Origin of the sequence: Bacillus sp. ILBB4 (assembly GCF_035064545.1) — a bacterium.
Taxonomy (GTDB): domain Bacteria; phylum Bacillota; class Bacilli; order Bacillales; family Bacillaceae_H; genus Priestia.
In genome coordinates, this window is sequence record NZ_JAIQVD010000002.1 from 198,256 (window position 1) to 217,223 (window position 18,968).

General features: G+C 38.1%; 22 protein-coding genes. 2 read left to right on the forward strand and 20 right to left on the reverse strand.

Annotation, left to right across the window (positions count from 1 at the left end; genetic code table 11):
• Nucleotides 1-96: 96 nt before the first annotated feature.
• Nucleotides 97-264 (reverse strand): YfhD family protein, encoded by a 168-nt coding sequence (locus LAV82_RS07235; RefSeq protein ID WP_499715818.1) that lies wholly within the window; start codon nucleotides 262-264, stop codon nucleotides 97-99.
• A 128-nt stretch (nucleotides 265-392) separates the two neighbouring features.
• On the opposite strand from LAV82_RS07235, the gene ytzI reads away from it, so the two are divergent.
• Nucleotides 393-527 (forward strand): YtzI protein, encoded by a 135-nt coding sequence (gene ytzI / locus LAV82_RS07240; protein WP_013056231.1) that lies wholly within the window; start codon nucleotides 393-395, stop codon nucleotides 525-527.
• Between the two features lie 31 nt (nucleotides 528-558).
• Here the strand turns inward: ytzI and LAV82_RS07245 are convergent, their stop codons facing one another.
• From LAV82_RS07245 to LAV82_RS07260, 4 genes are all read right to left on the reverse strand, one after another.
• A complete protein-coding gene (locus LAV82_RS07245; protein WP_013056230.1) occupies nucleotides 559-756 on the reverse strand; it encodes a helix-turn-helix domain-containing protein in 198 nt (65 codons plus the stop codon).
• A gap of 45 nt (nucleotides 757-801) precedes the next feature.
• Nucleotides 802-1,230: a MarR family winged helix-turn-helix transcriptional regulator gene (locus LAV82_RS07250; RefSeq protein ID WP_211078091.1), complete on the reverse strand. Its 429-nt coding sequence runs from the start codon at nucleotides 1,228-1,230 to the stop codon at nucleotides 802-804.
• 62 nt (nucleotides 1,231-1,292) lie between these two features.
• Nucleotides 1,293-2,918 carry a DHA2 family efflux MFS transporter permease subunit gene (locus LAV82_RS07255; RefSeq protein WP_499715820.1) on the reverse strand — a complete coding sequence of 542 codons (1,626 nt, stop codon included), beginning with the start codon at nucleotides 2,916-2,918 and terminating at the stop codon, nucleotides 1,293-1,295.
• A 33-nt stretch (nucleotides 2,919-2,951) separates the two neighbouring features.
• On the reverse strand, nucleotides 2,952-3,590 hold the full coding sequence (locus LAV82_RS07260) for a biotin/lipoyl-containing protein (protein WP_013082429.1): 639 nt from the start codon (nucleotides 3,588-3,590) through the stop codon (nucleotides 2,952-2,954).
• Nucleotides 3,591-3,869: 279 nt separating this feature from the next.
• Between LAV82_RS07260 and LAV82_RS07265 the strand changes: the two genes are divergently transcribed.
• Nucleotides 3,870-4,331, forward strand: coding sequence for a MarR family winged helix-turn-helix transcriptional regulator (locus tag LAV82_RS07265; RefSeq protein WP_016763546.1), 462 nt, complete (start codon nucleotides 3,870-3,872; stop codon nucleotides 4,329-4,331).
• A 49-nt stretch (nucleotides 4,332-4,380) separates the two neighbouring features.
• Here LAV82_RS07265 and LAV82_RS07270 read toward each other — a convergent pair whose 3' ends face one another.
• From LAV82_RS07270 to LAV82_RS07340, 15 genes are all read right to left on the reverse strand, one after another.
• Nucleotides 4,381-5,184 (reverse strand): endonuclease I family protein, encoded by an 804-nt coding sequence (locus tag LAV82_RS07270; RefSeq protein ID WP_211078093.1) that lies wholly within the window; start codon nucleotides 5,182-5,184, stop codon nucleotides 4,381-4,383.
• Nucleotides 5,181-6,143: a S8 family peptidase gene (locus tag LAV82_RS07275; RefSeq protein WP_211078094.1), complete on the reverse strand. Its 963-nt coding sequence runs from the start codon at nucleotides 6,141-6,143 to the stop codon at nucleotides 5,181-5,183. Before LAV82_RS07275 ends, LAV82_RS07270 begins: the two co-directional genes overlap by 4 nt.
• A 200-nt stretch (nucleotides 6,144-6,343) precedes the next feature.
• Complete coding sequence (locus LAV82_RS07280) at nucleotides 6,344-7,084, reverse strand: DsbA family oxidoreductase (RefSeq protein ID WP_211078095.1); 741 nt, start codon at nucleotides 7,082-7,084, stop codon at nucleotides 6,344-6,346.
• Between the two features lie 143 nt (nucleotides 7,085-7,227).
• Complete coding sequence (locus LAV82_RS07285; RefSeq protein ID WP_211078096.1) at nucleotides 7,228-8,484, reverse strand: alkaline phosphatase; 1,257 nt, start codon at nucleotides 8,482-8,484, stop codon at nucleotides 7,228-7,230.
• A 140-nt stretch (nucleotides 8,485-8,624) separates the two neighbouring features.
• Nucleotides 8,625-9,605, reverse strand: a complete 981-nt coding sequence (locus LAV82_RS07290) for a DUF3231 family protein (RefSeq protein WP_211078097.1) — start codon at nucleotides 9,603-9,605, stop codon at nucleotides 8,625-8,627.
• 253 nt (nucleotides 9,606-9,858) lie between these two features.
• Complete coding sequence (locus tag LAV82_RS07295; RefSeq protein ID WP_013056220.1) at nucleotides 9,859-10,086, reverse strand: HAD family hydrolase; 228 nt, start codon at nucleotides 10,084-10,086, stop codon at nucleotides 9,859-9,861.
• An 18-nt stretch (nucleotides 10,087-10,104) separates the two neighbouring features.
• A complete protein-coding gene (locus LAV82_RS07300; RefSeq protein ID WP_211078099.1) occupies nucleotides 10,105-10,917 on the reverse strand; it encodes a BtpA/SgcQ family protein in 813 nt (270 codons plus the stop codon).
• Between the two features lie 84 nt (nucleotides 10,918-11,001).
• Nucleotides 11,002-12,327 carry a GntP family permease gene (locus LAV82_RS07305; protein WP_013056218.1) on the reverse strand — a complete coding sequence of 442 codons (1,326 nt, stop codon included), beginning with the start codon at nucleotides 12,325-12,327 and terminating at the stop codon, nucleotides 11,002-11,004.
• A 78-nt stretch (nucleotides 12,328-12,405) separates the two neighbouring features.
• Complete coding sequence (locus LAV82_RS07310; RefSeq protein ID WP_013056217.1) at nucleotides 12,406-13,122, reverse strand: GntR family transcriptional regulator; 717 nt, start codon at nucleotides 13,120-13,122, stop codon at nucleotides 12,406-12,408.
• Between the two features lie 11 nt (nucleotides 13,123-13,133).
• Nucleotides 13,134-14,150: a sugar kinase gene (locus LAV82_RS07315; protein ID WP_029324178.1), complete on the reverse strand. Its 1,017-nt coding sequence runs from the start codon at nucleotides 14,148-14,150 to the stop codon at nucleotides 13,134-13,136.
• Nucleotides 14,143-14,898 carry a 2-dehydro-3-deoxy-phosphogluconate aldolase gene (dagF, locus tag LAV82_RS07320; protein ID WP_013056215.1) on the reverse strand — a complete coding sequence of 252 codons (756 nt, stop codon included), beginning with the start codon at nucleotides 14,896-14,898 and terminating at the stop codon, nucleotides 14,143-14,145. Before dagF ends, LAV82_RS07315 begins: the two co-directional genes overlap by 8 nt.
• A 1-nt stretch (nucleotide 14,899) precedes the next feature.
• On the reverse strand, nucleotides 14,900-16,003 hold the full coding sequence (locus tag LAV82_RS07325) for a DgaE family pyridoxal phosphate-dependent ammonia lyase (protein ID WP_029324176.1): 1,104 nt from the start codon (nucleotides 16,001-16,003) through the stop codon (nucleotides 14,900-14,902).
• Nucleotides 15,981-17,081, reverse strand: coding sequence for an amidohydrolase/deacetylase family metallohydrolase (locus tag LAV82_RS07330; RefSeq protein WP_064471494.1), 1,101 nt, complete (start codon nucleotides 17,079-17,081; stop codon nucleotides 15,981-15,983). Before LAV82_RS07330 ends, LAV82_RS07325 begins: the two co-directional genes overlap by 23 nt.
• 154 nt (nucleotides 17,082-17,235) lie before the next feature.
• On the reverse strand, nucleotides 17,236-18,159 hold the full coding sequence (locus LAV82_RS07335; protein ID WP_346254468.1) for an oxidoreductase: 924 nt from the start codon (nucleotides 18,157-18,159) through the stop codon (nucleotides 17,236-17,238).
• A gap of 154 nt (nucleotides 18,160-18,313) precedes the next feature.
• Entirely contained in the window at nucleotides 18,314-18,685 is a 372-nt protein-coding gene (locus LAV82_RS07340) for a thiol-disulfide oxidoreductase DCC family protein (protein WP_098449049.1), read from the reverse strand.
• Nucleotides 18,686-18,968: the final 283 nt, after the last annotated feature.

Here is an 18,968-nt window from a genome sequence, read left to right on the forward strand (position 1 = left end):
ATAACAACATTAATCCAATCTAAAAGCGAACAACTAATCAAAATGTTTGATTAGTTGTTCGTTTTTCACTTGGGCCAAAATACTTTTATCCCAGCCTCAGTTATTATTTTTTTGTCTTTCATTTGCAGCGTTCGCTCTAGCCTGTGCTTCTAAATCGGCTTGGTCTGCTAATTCACGAGAAAACTCTTCGTCTACTCCATCTGCTTTAGATGCAGGATAATCCGCTACCTTTTTTAATTGTTTTTTCAACTCTTTTTCATTCATTATAAACACTCCTTTATTCTAGACTGTTATTAGTATGCGTTTGTCATTTCTGCACTATGTGGGGAAAGAAGGAATTTTACTAATAAGACCGAAAGCATACATAACGAGAAAAAGAAAGGATGGTTTAGATGATTGTCATTATTACGCTCTCTATTATCATTGTATTTGTTATTTTACTGCTATGCGTAATTACTACTTCGAAAGCTTATGATTACAAACATACCGTAGATCCTCTTACAAAAAAACAAGACGAAAAAAAGTAGGTGCGCTCGTTTCACACACCTACTTTTTGTATTAGCTCTGCAGTGTTTTTAAATCATGATCATTCAATTGAAATGCTTGTTTAATTTTGTCCTCCAAGTTTTTTGTTACTCTTCGCTTACCCACTTCAACCAGTGCAATTAAAGAAAAACTGCAGTTCACCGCTTGAGCAAAGCTGCGCTGATTCATATTGTAGTTTTTCCGAATGTTTTTTACCATCTCTTTATCCATTTACACTCACTCCGCTTAACTCAATATACTTTTGTCTATTCAAGTTCAAGTCACATGTTCATCTAGCTGCCGACAGAGCGTAAGAAAGTGCTGCTGTTCTTCTTCTTTATAGCATGCAAACAGTTTTTCAACTTCTTGCTGCACGTCTTTCTCAGCAGCTCGAATGACTTGTTTCCCCTTGTTTGTAAGTTCAATCATAACTTTACGCCGATCATCTTTTGAATGGTAGCGCTCCACAAGATTCAGTTCATACAAACGTGTAATCGATGCTGTGATAACGCTTGGACTCGCCTTCATTTCGTCTGCCACTTTGGTAACAGGTATTGTATGTGATCGTTCAACAATCAGTAAAATATGATATTGAAAAGGGGTAATCCCGTAATGCTGTAAAAGACTTTTTACATTTGTCATTACTTTTTTGTTTAAAGATATTGAAATTTTTTGAATTTCTTCACCAAATATCATTGGATCCATCCACCTCACCGCCCCTTTCTCTCTAACATGCCTTATGATGAACGTTAGATTTCTATAGCTCCTTATGAATTTATACTTTTGGGAGCTGGAAGCATACGAATATCTTCCTCTTGAGCTTCTGATTTCTTTTCTTCGACTACTTTATCTTTACGTACGTCACGAAGGAAGAAGCTTAAAATCAAACCGATAACAGAAATCGCTGTTGCCCAGTAGAAGGCATCGTTAATACCTTGAATCGTACCTTGCTGCGTCATTTTTCCAGATAAAATCGTGAGCGCTTGCTGCTGAGCTTGATCTTGTGATAAATGAAAAGTAGCTGCCACTTTTTGGACGAATAAATGAAAGCTATTCATAAAGAATGGATCTGACATATTCATGGAACTGCTGATTTCATTTACATGATACGTTGTACGGTTCGTAAAAATCGTCGTCATCAAACTAATACCAATTGAACCACTTACTTGACGAAGCGTATTAGACATTGATGTTCCGTGACTGCTTAGTCGCTGCGGAAGCTGATTTAAACCGGCTGTCATAATCGGCATCATTAAAAGTGACATACCAAACGAACGGATAATATAAATCCCTAAAATATGATTAAACGGTGTATCCATCGTCAGCTTCGTAAATTCAAACGTTGAAATAGATGTAATGAGCATACCAACGATTGCTAGCGGACGAGGTCCCACTTTATCAAACAATGTACCTGAAATTGGCGACATAACCAGCATAACAAGTGCTCCAGGAAGTAACAGGAGTCCTGAATCAAAAGCAGAATAGCCGCGGATGTTTTGCAAGTAAATTGGAAGTAAGAACATACCTGCGTACATACTGATTGTAATTGCAATACTAATAATATTCGATAATGAAAAGATATTATATTTAAATACCCGCATATCCAACAGCGGCTTTTCAGATTTAATTTGCTGAAGGACAAATATAATTAACAGCACTGCCCCGCCAATGATTGTAGAAAGAACAACTGGATCCGTCCAGCCGTCATTTCCAGCTTCACTGAATCCATAAAGCAATAACCCCATACCTGCAAGTGATGTCACAACAGAAGGCATGTGTACTTTTACATCTTTTGGAGGCTGAATATCTTTTAATTGAAAGAAAGCAATAATCAGTACAATGGCACCTAATGGCACCATGCCGTTAAAAAGGATGTGCCAATCATAGTTTTGAATAACCCATCCAGATAAAGTTGGACCAATAGCCGGTGCGAACATCATGGCCAATCCAAAAATCCCCATCCCTTTTCCTCGCATGTGAGGAGGGAAAATAAACACAATAATAGTCATGACAAGAGGCGATAAGACACCTCCGCCAATAGCTTGAATTAAACGGCCCGTAAGCATAATGGGAAACGTAGGTGCAATTCCGCAAATCAATGATCCTACTGTAAAACAAAACATTGCAAATAAGAACAAGCGACGTACACCAAATCGTTCAATTAAAAAAGCTGAAAGCGGAATTAACGCCCCGTTCACAAGCATATATCCAGTTAACAACCACTGAGCTGTATTTGCCGTTACGCCAAACTCAGTAATCAAATGCGGGATGGCTACGTTTAGTAACGTTTGGTTTAATATTGCAAGAAACAAACCAAGCATTAAAACAATTAATAGCGGAATATGCTTTTTGATGGATCCATCACTTGTGTTTTCTATACTGGCTGTCATCATATTTCCTCCCTTCTTGAACTGTTGTAGTAAGAATTAGTCTTTCGAAATTTTCACTTCGGCGTTCATACCTGGCAGTACATGCTCTGAATAATTAGAAATAGAAATTTTCACAGGAACCGTTTGAGACACTTTTGTGTAGTTTCCATCTGAGCTTGAGTTCGATGTTAAAGATGAAAGTGAATTGGTTGCATATCCAATTTCTTCGACTTTTCCGTCGATTTTTGCACTGCTGTCTCCGTCTACGGTTACATCTACATCGTCGCCTTCTTTAATATCCTTAAGCTGATCTTCTTTAATATTTGCTACGATAAATAGGTCTTTCATATCTACTTCCGTTGCAATTTGCTGTCCAGCTTGAACCATTTGATTTTCTTTTACGTTTGTTTGAATAATTTTTCCATCTGCTGGCACTTTAGCAGCTACAGACCCTTTTTCAGCTTGAATTTTAGCAATTTCAGCATCTTTTGATACATCATTTCCTTCTTCTACTGTCCAGCTTGCTACTTTACCTGCTGCAGGTGCAACTACATTGTATACATCTCCGGATACTTTAGCGTTATCCGTTGTAATATAGTTCGATTTTTGAACGTAATAATATCCTCCTCCAATTAATAAAGCTAAAATAACGATAATTCCAATAAAATTTGTTACCATTAAGCGACTTCTAGACATTCATTACTCCTCCTTAATACTTCACTAATAAAATTACTTTTTTATATAGCTTTTTCATAAAGATATTATCTCCATTTATTATGAGATATGTTTCTTTACAATCATCTATTTGGTTAACCGCCTAAATAACTTTATCATAAAGATATTTTTTCGTAAAGATATTAATTTAAAAATAATAATGGTGGTTAAAGATAATCATTGCCATCCTTTACAATTGTTTCATTTTATTTTAGAGTTAGTTTATATACGTCCGTAGTGTACAAGGAGATGGAAGCTAGCATGGATAACAATTTAGATTCAAAAATTGAACACCTTTATCAAATTAACACATCTTTTTTTCAATATATGCGGCATTTAGTCGAAGAAACATTAAAAACACAGCCTTATCACTTAACACCCACTAAATTTTATATCTTAAACTACATTGCCAGCGGCACAAAGTATATGGTAGCAGATATTTCAAATAAACTTCACTTAACCTCGGGCGCTACAACTAGCTTATTAAATCAATTGGAAGAAGAATCTCTCATTCAGCGCGTGCGAGACGAAAAAGACCGGAGAGTCGTGTGGGTTTCACTGACCGATGAATCAAAGAAACTTGTTTCAATGATTACAGAGAAGCGAAATGGATTTTTAAAAGATATGCTAGCAGCTCTAAGTGTAGAAGAACAAGAAGAATATTTTCGCTTATTAAATAAAATGGACGCCCTTTTAAGTGATAAATATGGATTTTCATATTAGATTATCCAAAAGAGCTCCGCTTCGAATTGAAGCGGAGCTCTTCGCTATTTTAGAAAGCAGAACTCATTAACGCACCTGCTTTGTCAGGAAAATCGATAAAAGGATTTCGGTTGCCTTGCAACTCAAAGATTGCTGCATTGCGATGTTTTTCATAAAGTGAAACAGTAAATTCTTCATGCCATTTTAGTAAAAGAGGAATATCTACTCGCGAAGAGTCAATTTTATTATGATAGCGAATTAAAAAATAAAGAGTTGATCGAGCCACAATTCCTTTTCCATATTCAGGTTCAAACTTACCTTTTTCTGCTTTGCCACATCCTTCTTTCACATCTGATTGCTTTACTTCCGGCGTATAATCCGCGAAGTCAATATAAGAAGAATTACCTCTTCGACTGTTACAAGAAGGTTCACACGCAAATAAATGATGCAAATCGCCTCTCATAGGCTCTTGTTTCCCAAACCAAGATTGCGGGACAACGTGCTCACAGTTTAGCAGTATATCATTGCTTGAAAGAGAGGAGTTACTAAGCGACTGAAGTTGATCTATATCTTGCTGTATAGTTTCTAACGGATCCATCCCTTTCCCTGAGTATAGACTTTTCAGCTCCCCATTCTCCTGTAGATCCACCCAGGGATATACATATTTATGCGGGGAATAACTTAGCAAATGCTGATGCGTTTCCTTTAACAACGTTTGCATGGCTTCTCTTTCAAAGAGCGTATCTTGATAATAAAGATTTTTATTTTCTTCATCTGTCTTTTCATTATAATAACTTCGATTGTTTGCATATTCGTGATAAAGAGCTTTTGCCTGCTGCTTTTCCATCATTAGCATATCTAAACTGCTTCTCATCCGATCACCTCTGAAGTCATTTGACGTTGAATTTCACGCAACAGCTTTTCAACAACGGTCAAGTGCACAAATCCGTTTCCTACTTCTCTTGGTGATTCATCATTTAATGGAAGGGTTCTTCTGATTAACTGTGCATAAAGCTCTGGTTCTGTAAGTTCTCTTCCAAACATTTCATTTGAAAGAACTTTTATCAATCCTAAGGCCCCTGCTACGTGAGGTGTTGCCATAGAGGTTCCGCTCAGTGCGGCATACTTTCCATTCAAGTAAGTTGATACGATCTTCTCTCCCGGAGCTACTACATCTACTTCGTTGTTTGAGTTGGAAAACAACGAAGATCGTTTCTCTAAATCAACAGCTCCTACGCTAATCACTTCATTATATGAGCCTGGGTACGCAAACTCATCTGTGGAGCCTTCTCCATCTCCTTCATTTCCCGCTGCGCAGACAACTAAAATATTCTGATCAACAGCATCTTGAATCGCTTCATGTAGCTCAGGCACATCCGACGGACCTCCAAGCGACATCGAAATGATATCTACTTTTTGCTCGATGGCGTAGTTAATACCTTGAATAATCCACTCGTATTGACCTGAACCATTCCCATCAAGTACTTTTAGGATAAGTAAGCCCACTTCAGGAGCCACTCCTACAACACCCGTTCCATTATGCGCTGCTGCAATTGTGCCTGCTACGTGAGTGCCGTGACCATTATAATCTTGAAAAATATCTGGATTTTGTTGATCATCTTGTGTAAAGTTTTTTCCTCCAATAATTCGCTCCTGCAAATCTGGATGTGTAACATCACAGCCGGTATCCAAAACCGCTATGGTTATTCCCCGTCCCTTTGTTTGCTTCCATACTTGCTCTGCTCCAATTAGAGCGACTCCTTCTGGGACTTCATTAAATTGATTCAATTGTTCAACTACTTGAAATGGGATAATGCGCACTTTGCTCTTCATTCAGATTCCCCCTGCAGGATTAAATGGAAGCTAGTTCATGGTGGGATCACTTTTAATCGCTTATTTTTGGAGCTTACTCATCGAGGTTTGTTGCTTCTAAACTTATTATAACACAAAAACAGAACGCATGTTTGTATTTTTGTAAATTTTTTTGCAAATAAATAAAAACCAGAAGCGGAAATTCCGCTTCTGGTTTTTATTTATTGTTGGTTTTTAGAGGAATCAGGAACGGTACATTGACCATCTGCACAAAAGGCATCATCTGCGCCTTCTGGAGAAAGGCTCTTCAAAGCGGGAGTCGGATTTTCTTCTTCCCATACTTGTTGGAGAGCTCCTACAAATGTTTCGACTGGCTGTGCACCTGAAATCGCATATTTTTGATTAACAACAAAATATGGAACACCGCTAATGCCATATTGCTGCGCCGTTGCTTCATCACTGCGCACTTCATTTGCGTATGCGTTTTTATCCGCGAGAATTTGACGTGCTTCTTCTCGGTCAAGACCTGCATCTTCTGCAACAGCAACCAGCGTCTCTTCTTCACCTAGATGTTTTGATTCAGTAAAGTATGCATATAAGAGTTTTTCTGTAATGGCTGCTTCTTTTCCTTGAGCTTTTGCAAATTTAGCTAAGCGGTGAGCATCAAATGTATTAGTTGGCTTCATATCGTCAAAATTAAAGGATAAGCCCACACTAGCTGCCTGCTGTCCGATTCCTTCATTTGCTTGCTTCGCTTGTTCAATCGTCATTCCATATTTAGCAGCAAGAGCTTCATTAATTGTTTTGCCAGTATTAACTGGGGCGTTTGGATCCAGCTCGAAACTTTTAAATTCAACCTGCACATCATCTTTGTGTGCAAATTGCTGAAGCGCTTGCTCTAATCGGCGCTTTCCAATATAACAAAAAGGACAGACAAAATCTGACCATACTTCTATTTTCATCGTGACACCTCTTCAATTCAAGATAATTCTTATCGTAGCATACCTTTGAAGAAACTCCATCATAACTTGCTCACACAAAGCAAAAAATACGGTGTTGATTTACATACTAAGTATATTAAATCAACACCGTACTTTTATCTCGCTTATTTTAAATTCATTGCTTTTAGAAGAGCATCATGTAAATACGTATTTTCGTATACTCCAGTAAATCTTTCTGAGCCGGCACCCATTGCATTTAAAGGAACGTCTGATGACGTATGCTCTTCAGTTGTCCAATCCGCAACGAACTGCTCTTTTGAATGAGCGATTGCAAATGGCCCATCTTCTTTTGATACTTCATCTCCACCGTTATCTTTATTGTCTACTTTTTCAAGTGCTAAACCTCCGGTTGCATGGTCAGCTGTTACTAATACGAGAGTGTCTGGGTGTGTTTTAGCATAAGCTTTAGCCATCTTCACCGTATCATCAAGCTGCTTACCTGCTTTAATCATGAGTTCAGCATTATTATTATGAGCCATTTCATCAATGGCTTCCTCTTCTACTACAAGAAAGAAACCTTTTTTATTTTGTGATAGCGTATTGATTGCTTTTTTTGTCATGTCTTTTAGAGATACTTGAGGGTTGTACACATCACCTTGGCCTTCAGGAGCTTGTTGAAACATTTCTTCATTAGCAAACAGACCAAGCAATTTTGTTCCTTTAGCATATTTTAATTCATTTTCGTTATTAACGTACGTATACCCAAGTTTTTGTGCTTTGTTTACTAAGTTTCCTTGCGTTCCTTTGCTCCCTTCAGTTTTATCTTCTGGCGGGGCATCTGGATGTGCACCTTCATTTCCTTTTGTGTACCAATAATCTTCTCCGCCACCTAGAATCACATCTATCTTACTGTTTTCAAGATACTGCTTCGCGATGTCACTTTGAGCACTTCGATCTTTAACATGTGCGCCAAAAGCAGCTGGAGTTGCGTCTGTTACTTGACTTGTTGTCACAAGCCCCGTCGTTTTCCCAGCTAATTTTGCTTTTTCTAAAACTGTTTGAACAGGCTTTCCTTTCATATTTACGCCAATAGCGCCATTATAACTTTTAACTCCTGAAGCCATGGCTGTAGCAGCTGCAGCAGAATCCGTAACAAATGAATTTCCTGAAGATGTATGGACTCTCCCTACTGCCGGCATATCATCCATTGCTAACTTTCCATTTGCTCCTACGGCGGCGAGTCGGATCGCATCACGATGATCGGTACCCATACCGTCTCCAACAAAAAGAATAACATTTTTAGCTTTTTGGTTATTTACGCCTTTAGCTGCTTTAGCATCTGTTGGTAAATTTGTTCCAAATGCCAGCGCTGCTACAGTTACCGCTGATAATACTGCCGCTCCAATTGCACGTTTTTTCATTGTTTACACCCTTTACTGTTTATTATTGACATAACTTAACTGTACACGCAGTCTGTTAAATCAACTTGAATAAAAGGTTAAAGGTGTGTAAAGATATATAAACTTCCATTTACAATGCATGAAAGAGGCTTTCCTTTTAGCTAATCAATACTTGGCGGAACTTCAAGCCAGCCTTTTTTGATCATAATTTCTGTTGCTTCGCTTGCATATTGAAACGCCTCTTCTCCTATCAGCATCATTTTAGCCACAATATCTCTTCGAAAACTAAATGCTGCTCCAAACGCCTGACTTCCGATACTGAAGTTACTTAGTAAAATATCGCATGTCAGCATCAAACGATCCGAAAAAGCAGGCGTTTCAGAAGTCGTTATGCTTCCTGTTGAGGCAACAGAAGGTGAAATATCGTCTTGTATAATTATTTCTTCAAGTCGCGTAATAATTTTTTTACTAAGCTCTTTTCCTTTCAAAAAATGCTTTTTCACTTCGGTATCTTTCGCCGTTTGAGAAAAAGCCTTCATTAACTTCATCCCGACAATGTTTGTTTCGACTCCATGATAAATCTGCGCTAGCTCCATCGTATTTAGTACTCTTTTGTCCGCAAATACATTTAAGCCGCTCAGATATTTTCTATCCGAAACAAACTCAACGGTAGTTGGCATTGGAATATAGGGTGGACGTGATAAAATTCCTTTTCTCAATAAGTACTGCGTACAGGAATCGTAGCACTCTTGCGTAATTTTTGTTAAATCTTGATAAAATTTCACCACATCTTCTCTGTAGGCCTTGCCTAAACTTAATGTATACATCCCCATACTAATTTCTTTGATGACACGAAGAAACATAATATCAAATCCGTTAGTAAATAGTTTTGGAGCCTGTACATTTACGTCTTGAGATGAAAGCCCCATTGGCACTACCGCTCCTTCTTTTTCAAATATGGTTTTTATTTTTCGTATGTATATAATGAGCTGCTCACGCAAGTCCGTCATAATTGTTTTAGCATCTTCATCATCCGCATGTTCAATCATATAATCTAACAAGCAAATAATTAACGTTTTCTGCTGATATGTCATCCACAGCGTCCCAATTTCGCTTGAGGTAATACTAGGTTTGTCAGGCACTGTTACTTCCCTCCGCTTCTTCAGCTTTGTTGAGTACGTCTGTTTCTTTGAAAATAGAGCATACTCATTGTACATTTACTTATCATTATGCTATCCAACATTCTTTTTTTTATTTAAATCTCTAACAAACAGCTTTTCAGGCAACAAAAAACAGCTCCGATTACAGAGCTGTTTTTACGTTTAATTTGTATAGTTAAGATTCTAATTAATATGAAAAGGCTCGTTTTTTATTAAATCGTTGCTACAATAAAAGTTAATTGACCAGAGAGTTTGTATTCTCCAAATTGGGTGGGGACAGTGAAAATTGCTCTTTTAATATTGTCCATTTTCTTTTAGCTGTTCCTCCAATGAAATTGAGCTGTGTATCCTCATCTACTTCTATTCCCAGCTTTTTAAAGATGTCTTTATTACGGATGCGGTATACAGGTTCACTGTCGACAATTACGCCATCCATATCAAAAATAAAAGCTAATTGATTCATCTTTACCCCTTCTTTCGTTTAAAGATTGTCACGAAAAACTTTTACTTTGTCCATGAATTTTTTTACACGATCAACATCCACATGGTTTTCAAATTTGCCGTCGTATTTAAATGTTGTACCTACAACTGCCCCATCAGCAATAGATAACTGTTCTTTGAAATTAGTGAAATTAACTCCTGTATTAACAAGTAGAATTGTATTGGGAACAGCCTCCTTTACGCGCATTAATAACTGCACGTCCGTCTTGTCCCCTGCGGTTAATCCAGATACACATAGTGCATCTGGTCTATTATTAAATACCGTAGATGCAGCAATACTTTCAATTTCCCGCTCAGCCAAATACGCAGCAGATTCAGGAACAACATTATATAATAATTTAACGTTTTGTGCCCCAATTCGATGCTGATGTCTAATTGTTTCTCCAACGTTGGTATTCCAAGTACCAAAATCACTTGCATATACGCCTGTAAAAATTTCTCTAACAAATTTAGCCCCTGTAGCAGCCGCTAAATCCAAAGATTTCTTAGCATCCCACAATACATTTACCCCAAAGGGCACTTTAATTTCCGACATCAATTCACCTATAATTCGGGCCATCGCAGCTACAGTTTCCGTTTTAACATCCGTTAAATATGGCATGCTAAACTCATTTGAAAACATAATGGCATCCACTCCGCCTTCTTGAAGAGCATGCAAATCCTTTCTTGCCATTTCTACCACATAGTCCATGCCTTTTTCATTATTAAAATATGGATCTCCCGGCAACGGTAACAAGTGACACATAGCAATAATAGCTTTTTCCGTTCCGAGTATTTCTTTTAACCACGTCATATACATTGCCCCCTTATTCTACAAATACTATATTTCAAGTCAACTAGGAAACCTCCTTCCAAAATAATTAGAAGGAGGCAAATTTTAAATAAAAATATCAAATAATAAAACGCCTCCAAAAGCAATAAACGAGAGCAGTGTTTCTAGGACCGTCCAAGTTTTAAACGTCTCTTTTACTGTTAAACCAAGATATTCTTTTACTAGCCAAAAACCTGCATCATTTACATGAGAGAACATTAGTGATCCTGCTCCTGTCGCAATAACCAGCAGTTCCAGATTAACTCCAGACATATGCACAATGATTGGTGAAACAATGCCGGCGGCTGTTGTTAATGCAACGGTTGCTGATCCTGTAGCAATACGAATTAATCCTGCTACCATAAATGCTAAGACAATAGGAGAAAGCGATAATTGCTCAGACATTTGAGCAATTGATGTACCTACACCGCTATCAATTAAAATTTGTTTAAATCCCCCTCCAGCTCCAATAATTAAAATAATAGATCCGACCGGAAGTAAAGACTCTTCCACTAATTTTTTAATCACATTTTTCTTCATTCCCTGACGCATGCCTAAAAGATAAAATGCGGCAAAGCAAGAAATTAAAAGTGCGATGACAGGACTGCCGATAAACACAAAAAATTTAGTTAAAAAGCTAGAAAGCGGTATATACGGAGCCATAACAGATAACACCATTAATAACACAGGTAATAAGATAATGAAAAATGAAATACCTGTTTTAGGTAATTTTTTAGATGAAGTGCTGACACGAATTAATTCAGGTTCCCCTTCAGGAATCACACGTTTATGCACCCATTTTGCGAATACGGGACCTGCTACTATTGCTGCTGGAAGAGCAATAACCAATGAATAGAGCAAAACTCTTCCTAAGTCTGCATTATATATTCCAATGGCTGTCATCGCTCCCGGGTGGGGGGGAACAAGACCGTGTACAATCGATAGTCCTGCAATTACAGGTAGTGCAATTAATAGAATATTTTGTCTTGTTGTTTTATGAATAGAAATTACTAACGGCAGTAAAATAACAATTCCGACTTCAAAAAAAACCGGAATGCCTATTATAAAACCAGCAAAGAGCATCGCCCATGGCAACTTTTTGATTCCAAAAAACCTAATGAAAAACTCCGCGACCTGCATGCCAGCACCTGAGTCTGACATCATTTTTCCTAAAATCGTTCCAAGCGCCAAGATTCCAACAAGGTGACCTAAAACACTGCCCACTCCTGTTTCATAAGCTCCCACAATTTTGTCCATCGAAAGCCCTGACATAATAGCCAGAAATAAACTGGCAACGGTTAAGCTGATAAAAGCATGCCACTTCCACCAAGAGACTCCTAATACAACAATAACAATTGCTAGGCATGTCACAAGCAATAGATACATATCCATACTAAATTCCTCTTTTCCCCCATTTAGTAAACGCTCTCATTTTTCAGGCGAAAAGAATATGTATTCTTCTCGCACTTCTTAAATATCGTAATTCACAATGTATTGCTGCATCTCTGTATTATAATAGCCCTCACTGTATTCGATGATATTTCCTTCTTCATCATATGAATATCGTGATCTTTTTAATAGCGCTTCTCCGGCCTGCATATTTAGTCTTTCTCCTACATAAGAATCAGCTTTTGCAACAGCAAACTGATCTCGAAATTTCTCCAATGAAATATCCTGTTCTTCAATCAAATCGTATAACGATTGTGCATTTAAGTGTGTTAATTCTATCCCTTCCATGCGCTGCATGGTTAAATAATGCGTGTAATGAATATAAGGTTCATTATCTAAATAGTAAAGACGTTCTATTCGAATGCATTGCTCACCGAACAGCGTATATAAAGTTGTTTCTGGTGCATTTTCAATTGTCTCTGCCCCAAGCAGCCTTTTTTGAATGATATGCCCTTTTTCCACCAACACTTCGGTAAAGCGTTTTCCTTTTGACAGCCTTGAAATGGATGTATTTCGAATAACTTTTGTTCCTTTACCGCTTTTTGTTTCTAAATATCCATCTTTCACAAGTTCTTTGATAGCATTTCGAACCGTAATTTTACTTACTTGAAATTCCTCTTCCAGCTGCGGTTCAGAAGGAATATTTGTTTGAATGGGATACACGCCATGCAAAATTCGATCTTTTAAGATATTTTTTATTTGCAAATACAATGGTCCTTTTTTTCGAGATACGTTCACTATTACATCCTCTACCTTTCTACATCGCCTACTGATTCTGTCATCGCTTTTTGTATATCATACTGAGATGACATAGGAGTATCGCCTACGATTGTATGAGCAAGCACTCCCGCTGTTACAGCGAATGCAACAGTTTTTTCTGCTGAAAAGCTCTCCAACTCGCCATATAAAATGCCGCTTGTATAGGCATCTCCTGCGCCTATTCTATCATAGACAGAAAAAGTAATCGTATCAGAAAATGTAAATGTATGATTTTTATATATAAAACCGCATAAAGAGTGCTTATTGTCCTTATTAATAGATCGGTGCGTGCCGGCTACGACAGAAAGGCCGTATTTCTTTGCTACCTTTGGAATTAGTTTCATCAGCTGCTCTCTTCTGCTTGCTTCTTCTGTTTCCATCTTAAGAATGTGCATAGCATCTTGTTCATTCATCATTACGATATCTGCAAGGTACAGCATATCTTCATAATGAGGTTTTGCGTTTTCATATCCTCCATCTCCCCATAGAGACGGACGGTAGTTACAGTCAAATACGACCGTACCACCGCGTTCTTTTACCGCTTTGGCAAAGGATTTCATATGGGACCGGACGGAATCATTCATTGCCAGAGAGATTCCGCAAAAATGCACCACATCTACTTTCTCTGCAATATTCTCAAAATCATATATGCCTTCAGGAGCTCTGTTGAAGCTGCTTTCTAAACGGTTGGTATATGTAACCCGGCTAGACCGGGACCCAAATCCATTTTCTAAAAAATACATACCGACATGTTTTCCGCTGCGTTTAATAAATGACTGTGAAATACCTAACTTTTTAAGATAAGATAAAGCCGCATCTCCCACAGCATTATCCGGTAAAGCAGAAATCAAATATCCCGTATATCCGAAGTTAGCTAATCCCGCCGCTACATTTACCCCTGTACCAGAAAACGAATAGCTTAATGTATTAGCTTGAGAAAGTAATTCATATCCTGGTACTTGTAAACGCATCATTACCTCGCCAAATGCTGCAAAATTCTTAGCCATGCTGATCAACTAACTTTTTCATCTTTTCAAGTAACTCACGTACATCATCTACTTTTGTCTTTTCTGTTTTTTGGTCAATAATTGACGAGTAGACATGTGGAATAATCTTTGGGACGTCCGCTTCCAAAGCAATACGCAAAATTGTTTCAAAGTTTTCTTTATCAATTCCGCCAGTTGGCTCTAGAGCGAATCCTTCTTCGCCGCATGCTTGTGCCACAGCTCGGAATTCTTCTTCATGGCTTAACCCTTTCATAGGAAAATACTTGAGCGCGTTGCCTCCCATGTCACGGACTAGGGCAATAGCCGTTTTTACTGGTACAATAGCTTGTTCATTATGCGCTGCACTAACTGGACCAGTCGAAATATTTACGTAGCCGACTTTTCCAGTTGGGGACACTAAACTATTAATCCAGCTATCCTTTTCACCTAGATTAGCACGTGTTGCTCCAACAGCGGGAAATACTTGATTAATATGACTGCCAGCATAGTTCTTTGCAATTTCTGCTACTACAGCTGCCTGACGATTGTCTCCAGCCCCTAAACCGATTGATACTGCTTCTTCAATTTCTTTTCCGTATTCTTTCATTGCTTTTACTGCTTCTTCGACAGTAGAATAATCCTTGGATAACACGCCTACTAAGACATGCCCTTCTGCAGCCTCAAATACTTCTTTGGCATTTTCGATACTGTTTGCTAATACGTTTAACGCTGCGCGCTCTTTATAAAAACGTTTTGTAATGTTTGACATGTCACTTTCCTCCCACAATTTCGCGTATTCTAGACTCAATTACATGTATATCGTCGCCCTTTAAAGGTCTGGGATCGATGTCAAAATATCCTTGTCTTATCCCATAATCGCGTGTATAAATAGCAATTTCACCTTCACACAACTCTTTTACAACCTCTTTCGCAGTTGTATTAGCCCGTTCTGGACTGATTTGAATTCGTGCACGGAATATAGCTCGACCTGCTTCATCTTGTACAATTGTCACATTCACGCCTTCTATATCTTTTAATGACATCAATGCTTGTAAACTTTCTTTTTCTTGTTCACTTTTATCTTTTTTCTCGCGATACTCATCAAGAGCTTGAAGTAATCCAAACGTTGTTTCCTTACCAACTTTCATACTTCTTCCAATGCAATGTAATTGAACTTTCAACCATTCAATGTAGTTACGTTTACCACCAACAATTCCAGACGTTGGACCTTCAATTGCCTTTGAACCACTATAAATCGCAAGGTCTGAGTATTTTACATACTTTTGAAGGTCTTCTTCTGCCGCGGCATCCACAATCAATGGAATATTATTCTTCTGTGCAACTTCCCACGCTTCTTCCACAGAAATCATATTTTTTTGAACAGTGTGATGAGACTTCACATAAAGGATAGCAGCTGTATTTTCGGAAATCGCTTCTTCAATATGAGTTGCTCTACCCTCATTAGCATAGCCAACTTCAATAAGCTTTCCGCCACCTAAATAAACCATGGTTTCAACTGGGGCCCCGTACTGTACGTTATGACCTTTCAGCATAATAATTTCATTTTTTGAGATGACTTCTTGATGAAGGCGCTCGCTTTTACGGCGGTTTCCTTGTGTAACAAGAGCAGCAATAGAGAGAGCAATTCCACTTGAAGCTGAGTTAACAACCACAGCTGCTTCTGATCCTAGAATGTCAGCAATATGGTCACCTGCTTTATCAACTAAATCAGCAATCTCAACGTAATTTTGTCCTCCTTGCTTCATTGCATCCATTACTGTATCAGTTGGTGCTGATACTCCTAAGATGCTCATTCGGCCGCTCGCATTAATTACTCGTTTCAAGCCATATTTAGCATTCAATGAACGTTCCATTTACAACTACTCCTTTTGCTTTAATTATTTGCTTACCTTCTCTCTGCTCTCCTTCGGAATCAATAAACAGAACAGGCTCGTCTTCTATAGTAAAGAGAGTTAAATTGGCACGCTCTCCAACTTGTATCCTTCCTAACTCGGGTCTGTTAAGCCATTTTGCCGCATTAACAGTAACACCATTAACTACTTCTTCAAGGCTGTATCCTAAATAAAGAAATTTAGATAATACATGAGCTAAGCTATATACAGGCCCATTTAGTCGGTTCTTCCGATAAATATCTGTACTGATTGTATCGAATTTAACATTATGCTTTTTGGCAGCTTCTGCTACTTGAAACGAAAAGCTTGCATTTCCATGCCCTACATCCAAATGAACACCTCGTTGGATGGCCTCCATTAGGAGTGGAAGCGGCTTTCCTTCATTATCAAATAGATTATTAGCTTTTCCATTCAAATAGTGAGTAATAATGTCTCCTTTTTCTAGAATCGAAACAACTTCCTCAATAGCAGGAGGGCCAGATCCGATATGAACCATTAATGGAAGTGAAATTTCACTAGACATTTTTCGAGCAAAATATAAAGGCTCAATACCCCTTTTACCTACTACACTTTTACTTATACGGGCTTTTAAACCTACAATAATGCTTCTGTATGCTTTCATGGCTTCCAAAATTTTTTCCGCTTTTAGCCACTCCATATTTGAAAGCTCATCTGTGCGTTTTAGACCAATACGCGAAATATTTAAAAACGCTAACAAATTAGTTTTTGCTGCATATTGGCTTTGAACTAAATCTGCTATTTGATCAGCACCGCAGCTACCTGCATCTACAAGTGTTGTTACTCCTTGTTTCACTCCTATCTCGTCTATCTCATCTCCATACGGCTCGAAATCTGGAAATGCATGAACATGTAAATCAATCCATCCGCTTGATATGTAGGTTCCTGAGTAATCATAAACAAGCGGTGCTTTTCCTTCACCAGCTTTTGCTATCTCAGAGATTTTTCCATTTTCTATAACAATATCAAACTCTTTTTCAGTGACCGATTTGACATTCCGTAATAGAAACCGATTCTCCATTTCGTTCACTCCCCTTATGATGACGCTTACACTAATGTTAATTATTTTTCTGCTTTTACAAATGTAGAATAACATAAAGAATTAAATAAGTAAATATAACGTTATAATGTTTTTATTCAAAAAAAGATAAAAAACGGCCAATAGCCGCTGGTTTTTACCTTTTCTTGAATATATATGTCACTTTTGTTAACTCTTCCGATGCGCTCCATAGTTTTTCCGCTACGTCCGCTTTAAATAAAACATCTCCCATCATATCTTTTACAGGATATCCTTTTTTAGCAGCTTTTCCGTCTGGCCCAATATACGCACCTCCTTCTATTGATTCAGTGGCTGCATAAAGAGTAGGCAGCGCGCCCATTTCTGCAGATTGACTAAATAGCTTGACTAAAAATTTCAACAAAGCGTTTGGCTCTTTGCCTGAACCGCGTGATAATAGGTTAGTATTCGAAATGCCTGGATGCACAGCGGCACTAATTGTCGTTGATCCAGCTGCTTCTAAGCGGTTTTGCAATTCTTTTGCAAACAACAGGTTGGCGAGTTTACTTTGTCTATAGAACTTCATTGGACTGTAGCCTTTTTCCCCGTCTAGATTATCAAAATAGATTTCTCCAGAATTAGCAGCTATACTGCTTACCGTTACGACTCGTGAATGTGGAGTTTCCATTAGCAAAGGAAGAAGCAAACCCGTCAATGCAAAATGCCCTAAATGATTACAGCCAAACTGCAGTTCAAATCCATCTTTCGTTTTGCTGTGAGGCGGCACCATCACGCCTGCATTATTAATGAGAAGATTCAAAGACGAGTATTGTTGAAGAAATTGATTGGTGAAATGTCGAATAGAGCTCAAGTCACTGAGATCTAATGACATAATCGTCACTTTAGCATTCCCGTTAGCCGCTTTAATTCTCTTTTCAGCCTCTTTCCCTTTTGCTTCATTACGTACAGCAAGAATGATTTCTGCTCCGCGCGCAGCTAGAGCCTTTGCAGCTTCAAATCCAATACCGCTGTTTCCTCCCGTTATAAGGGCTGTTTTTCCCGTTACATCGGGCATTCGTTCAGCTGTCCATTTTGTTATCATATAAGTTCTCCCTTTCAGCTATAGCTGTTTTTCTAGAATTTACGCGTCTAAGTCACACTAAATTAACGTTTTTTTAAAATTAAGGTATGTATAAAGTATAATGTCTTCAAAACAAAAGGAACAAGCTTTTTCAAAGCTCGTCCCTTTTATATGTTTATGTGGTTCGGGGCGAATCGTAGCGTCCAAACCAGTCGTATCGGTTTGTGGAGACCCAATTGTATAGCGGACTGAACGCTTTCTTCATCAATGGTAAGTGCAGAAGTACGCCGATTGGAAATGTAAGAGGCAAAACAGTTAAAAGCCGTCTAACCGTCTCAAATCCTGCTAGCACTTCACCTTTTTTGGTTACCATATGAATTTGGTCATACAAATCCCTTCCTTCTTTTTTTAAATAACTATACTCTGTTCGTTCAATGTATTGAACTGGAATCCACTGGATTTGGTTCGTCCAGTCCAGCGCTTTAATTATTTTTTTTACGTTGTAACATAAAGGACATTCCGCATCAAAAAATACTTTGTGCTTCATTGTTTCCACCTTTCTTCCTTTGTTTCTTTTTCCTTAGTTTATAAATACCCTTTTCCCCTTTTTAATAACCACCATTAGGAGGCATTTCTTGTATAGCCAGGCTTTAAAGCGAACGTTTTTTGTGGGGTTTCTTTAGTGAAGCCGCGAAAGAAGACAGGGTTTTTTTTATAAAATATCACTTTTTTGGTTTAAAGCGCTAAAAACATGTTAGAATAGATTCCATATTGATTTAAAGCACTAGATGCACGCATTTAGTCACATACTAAAAAGAACTGAATGAATC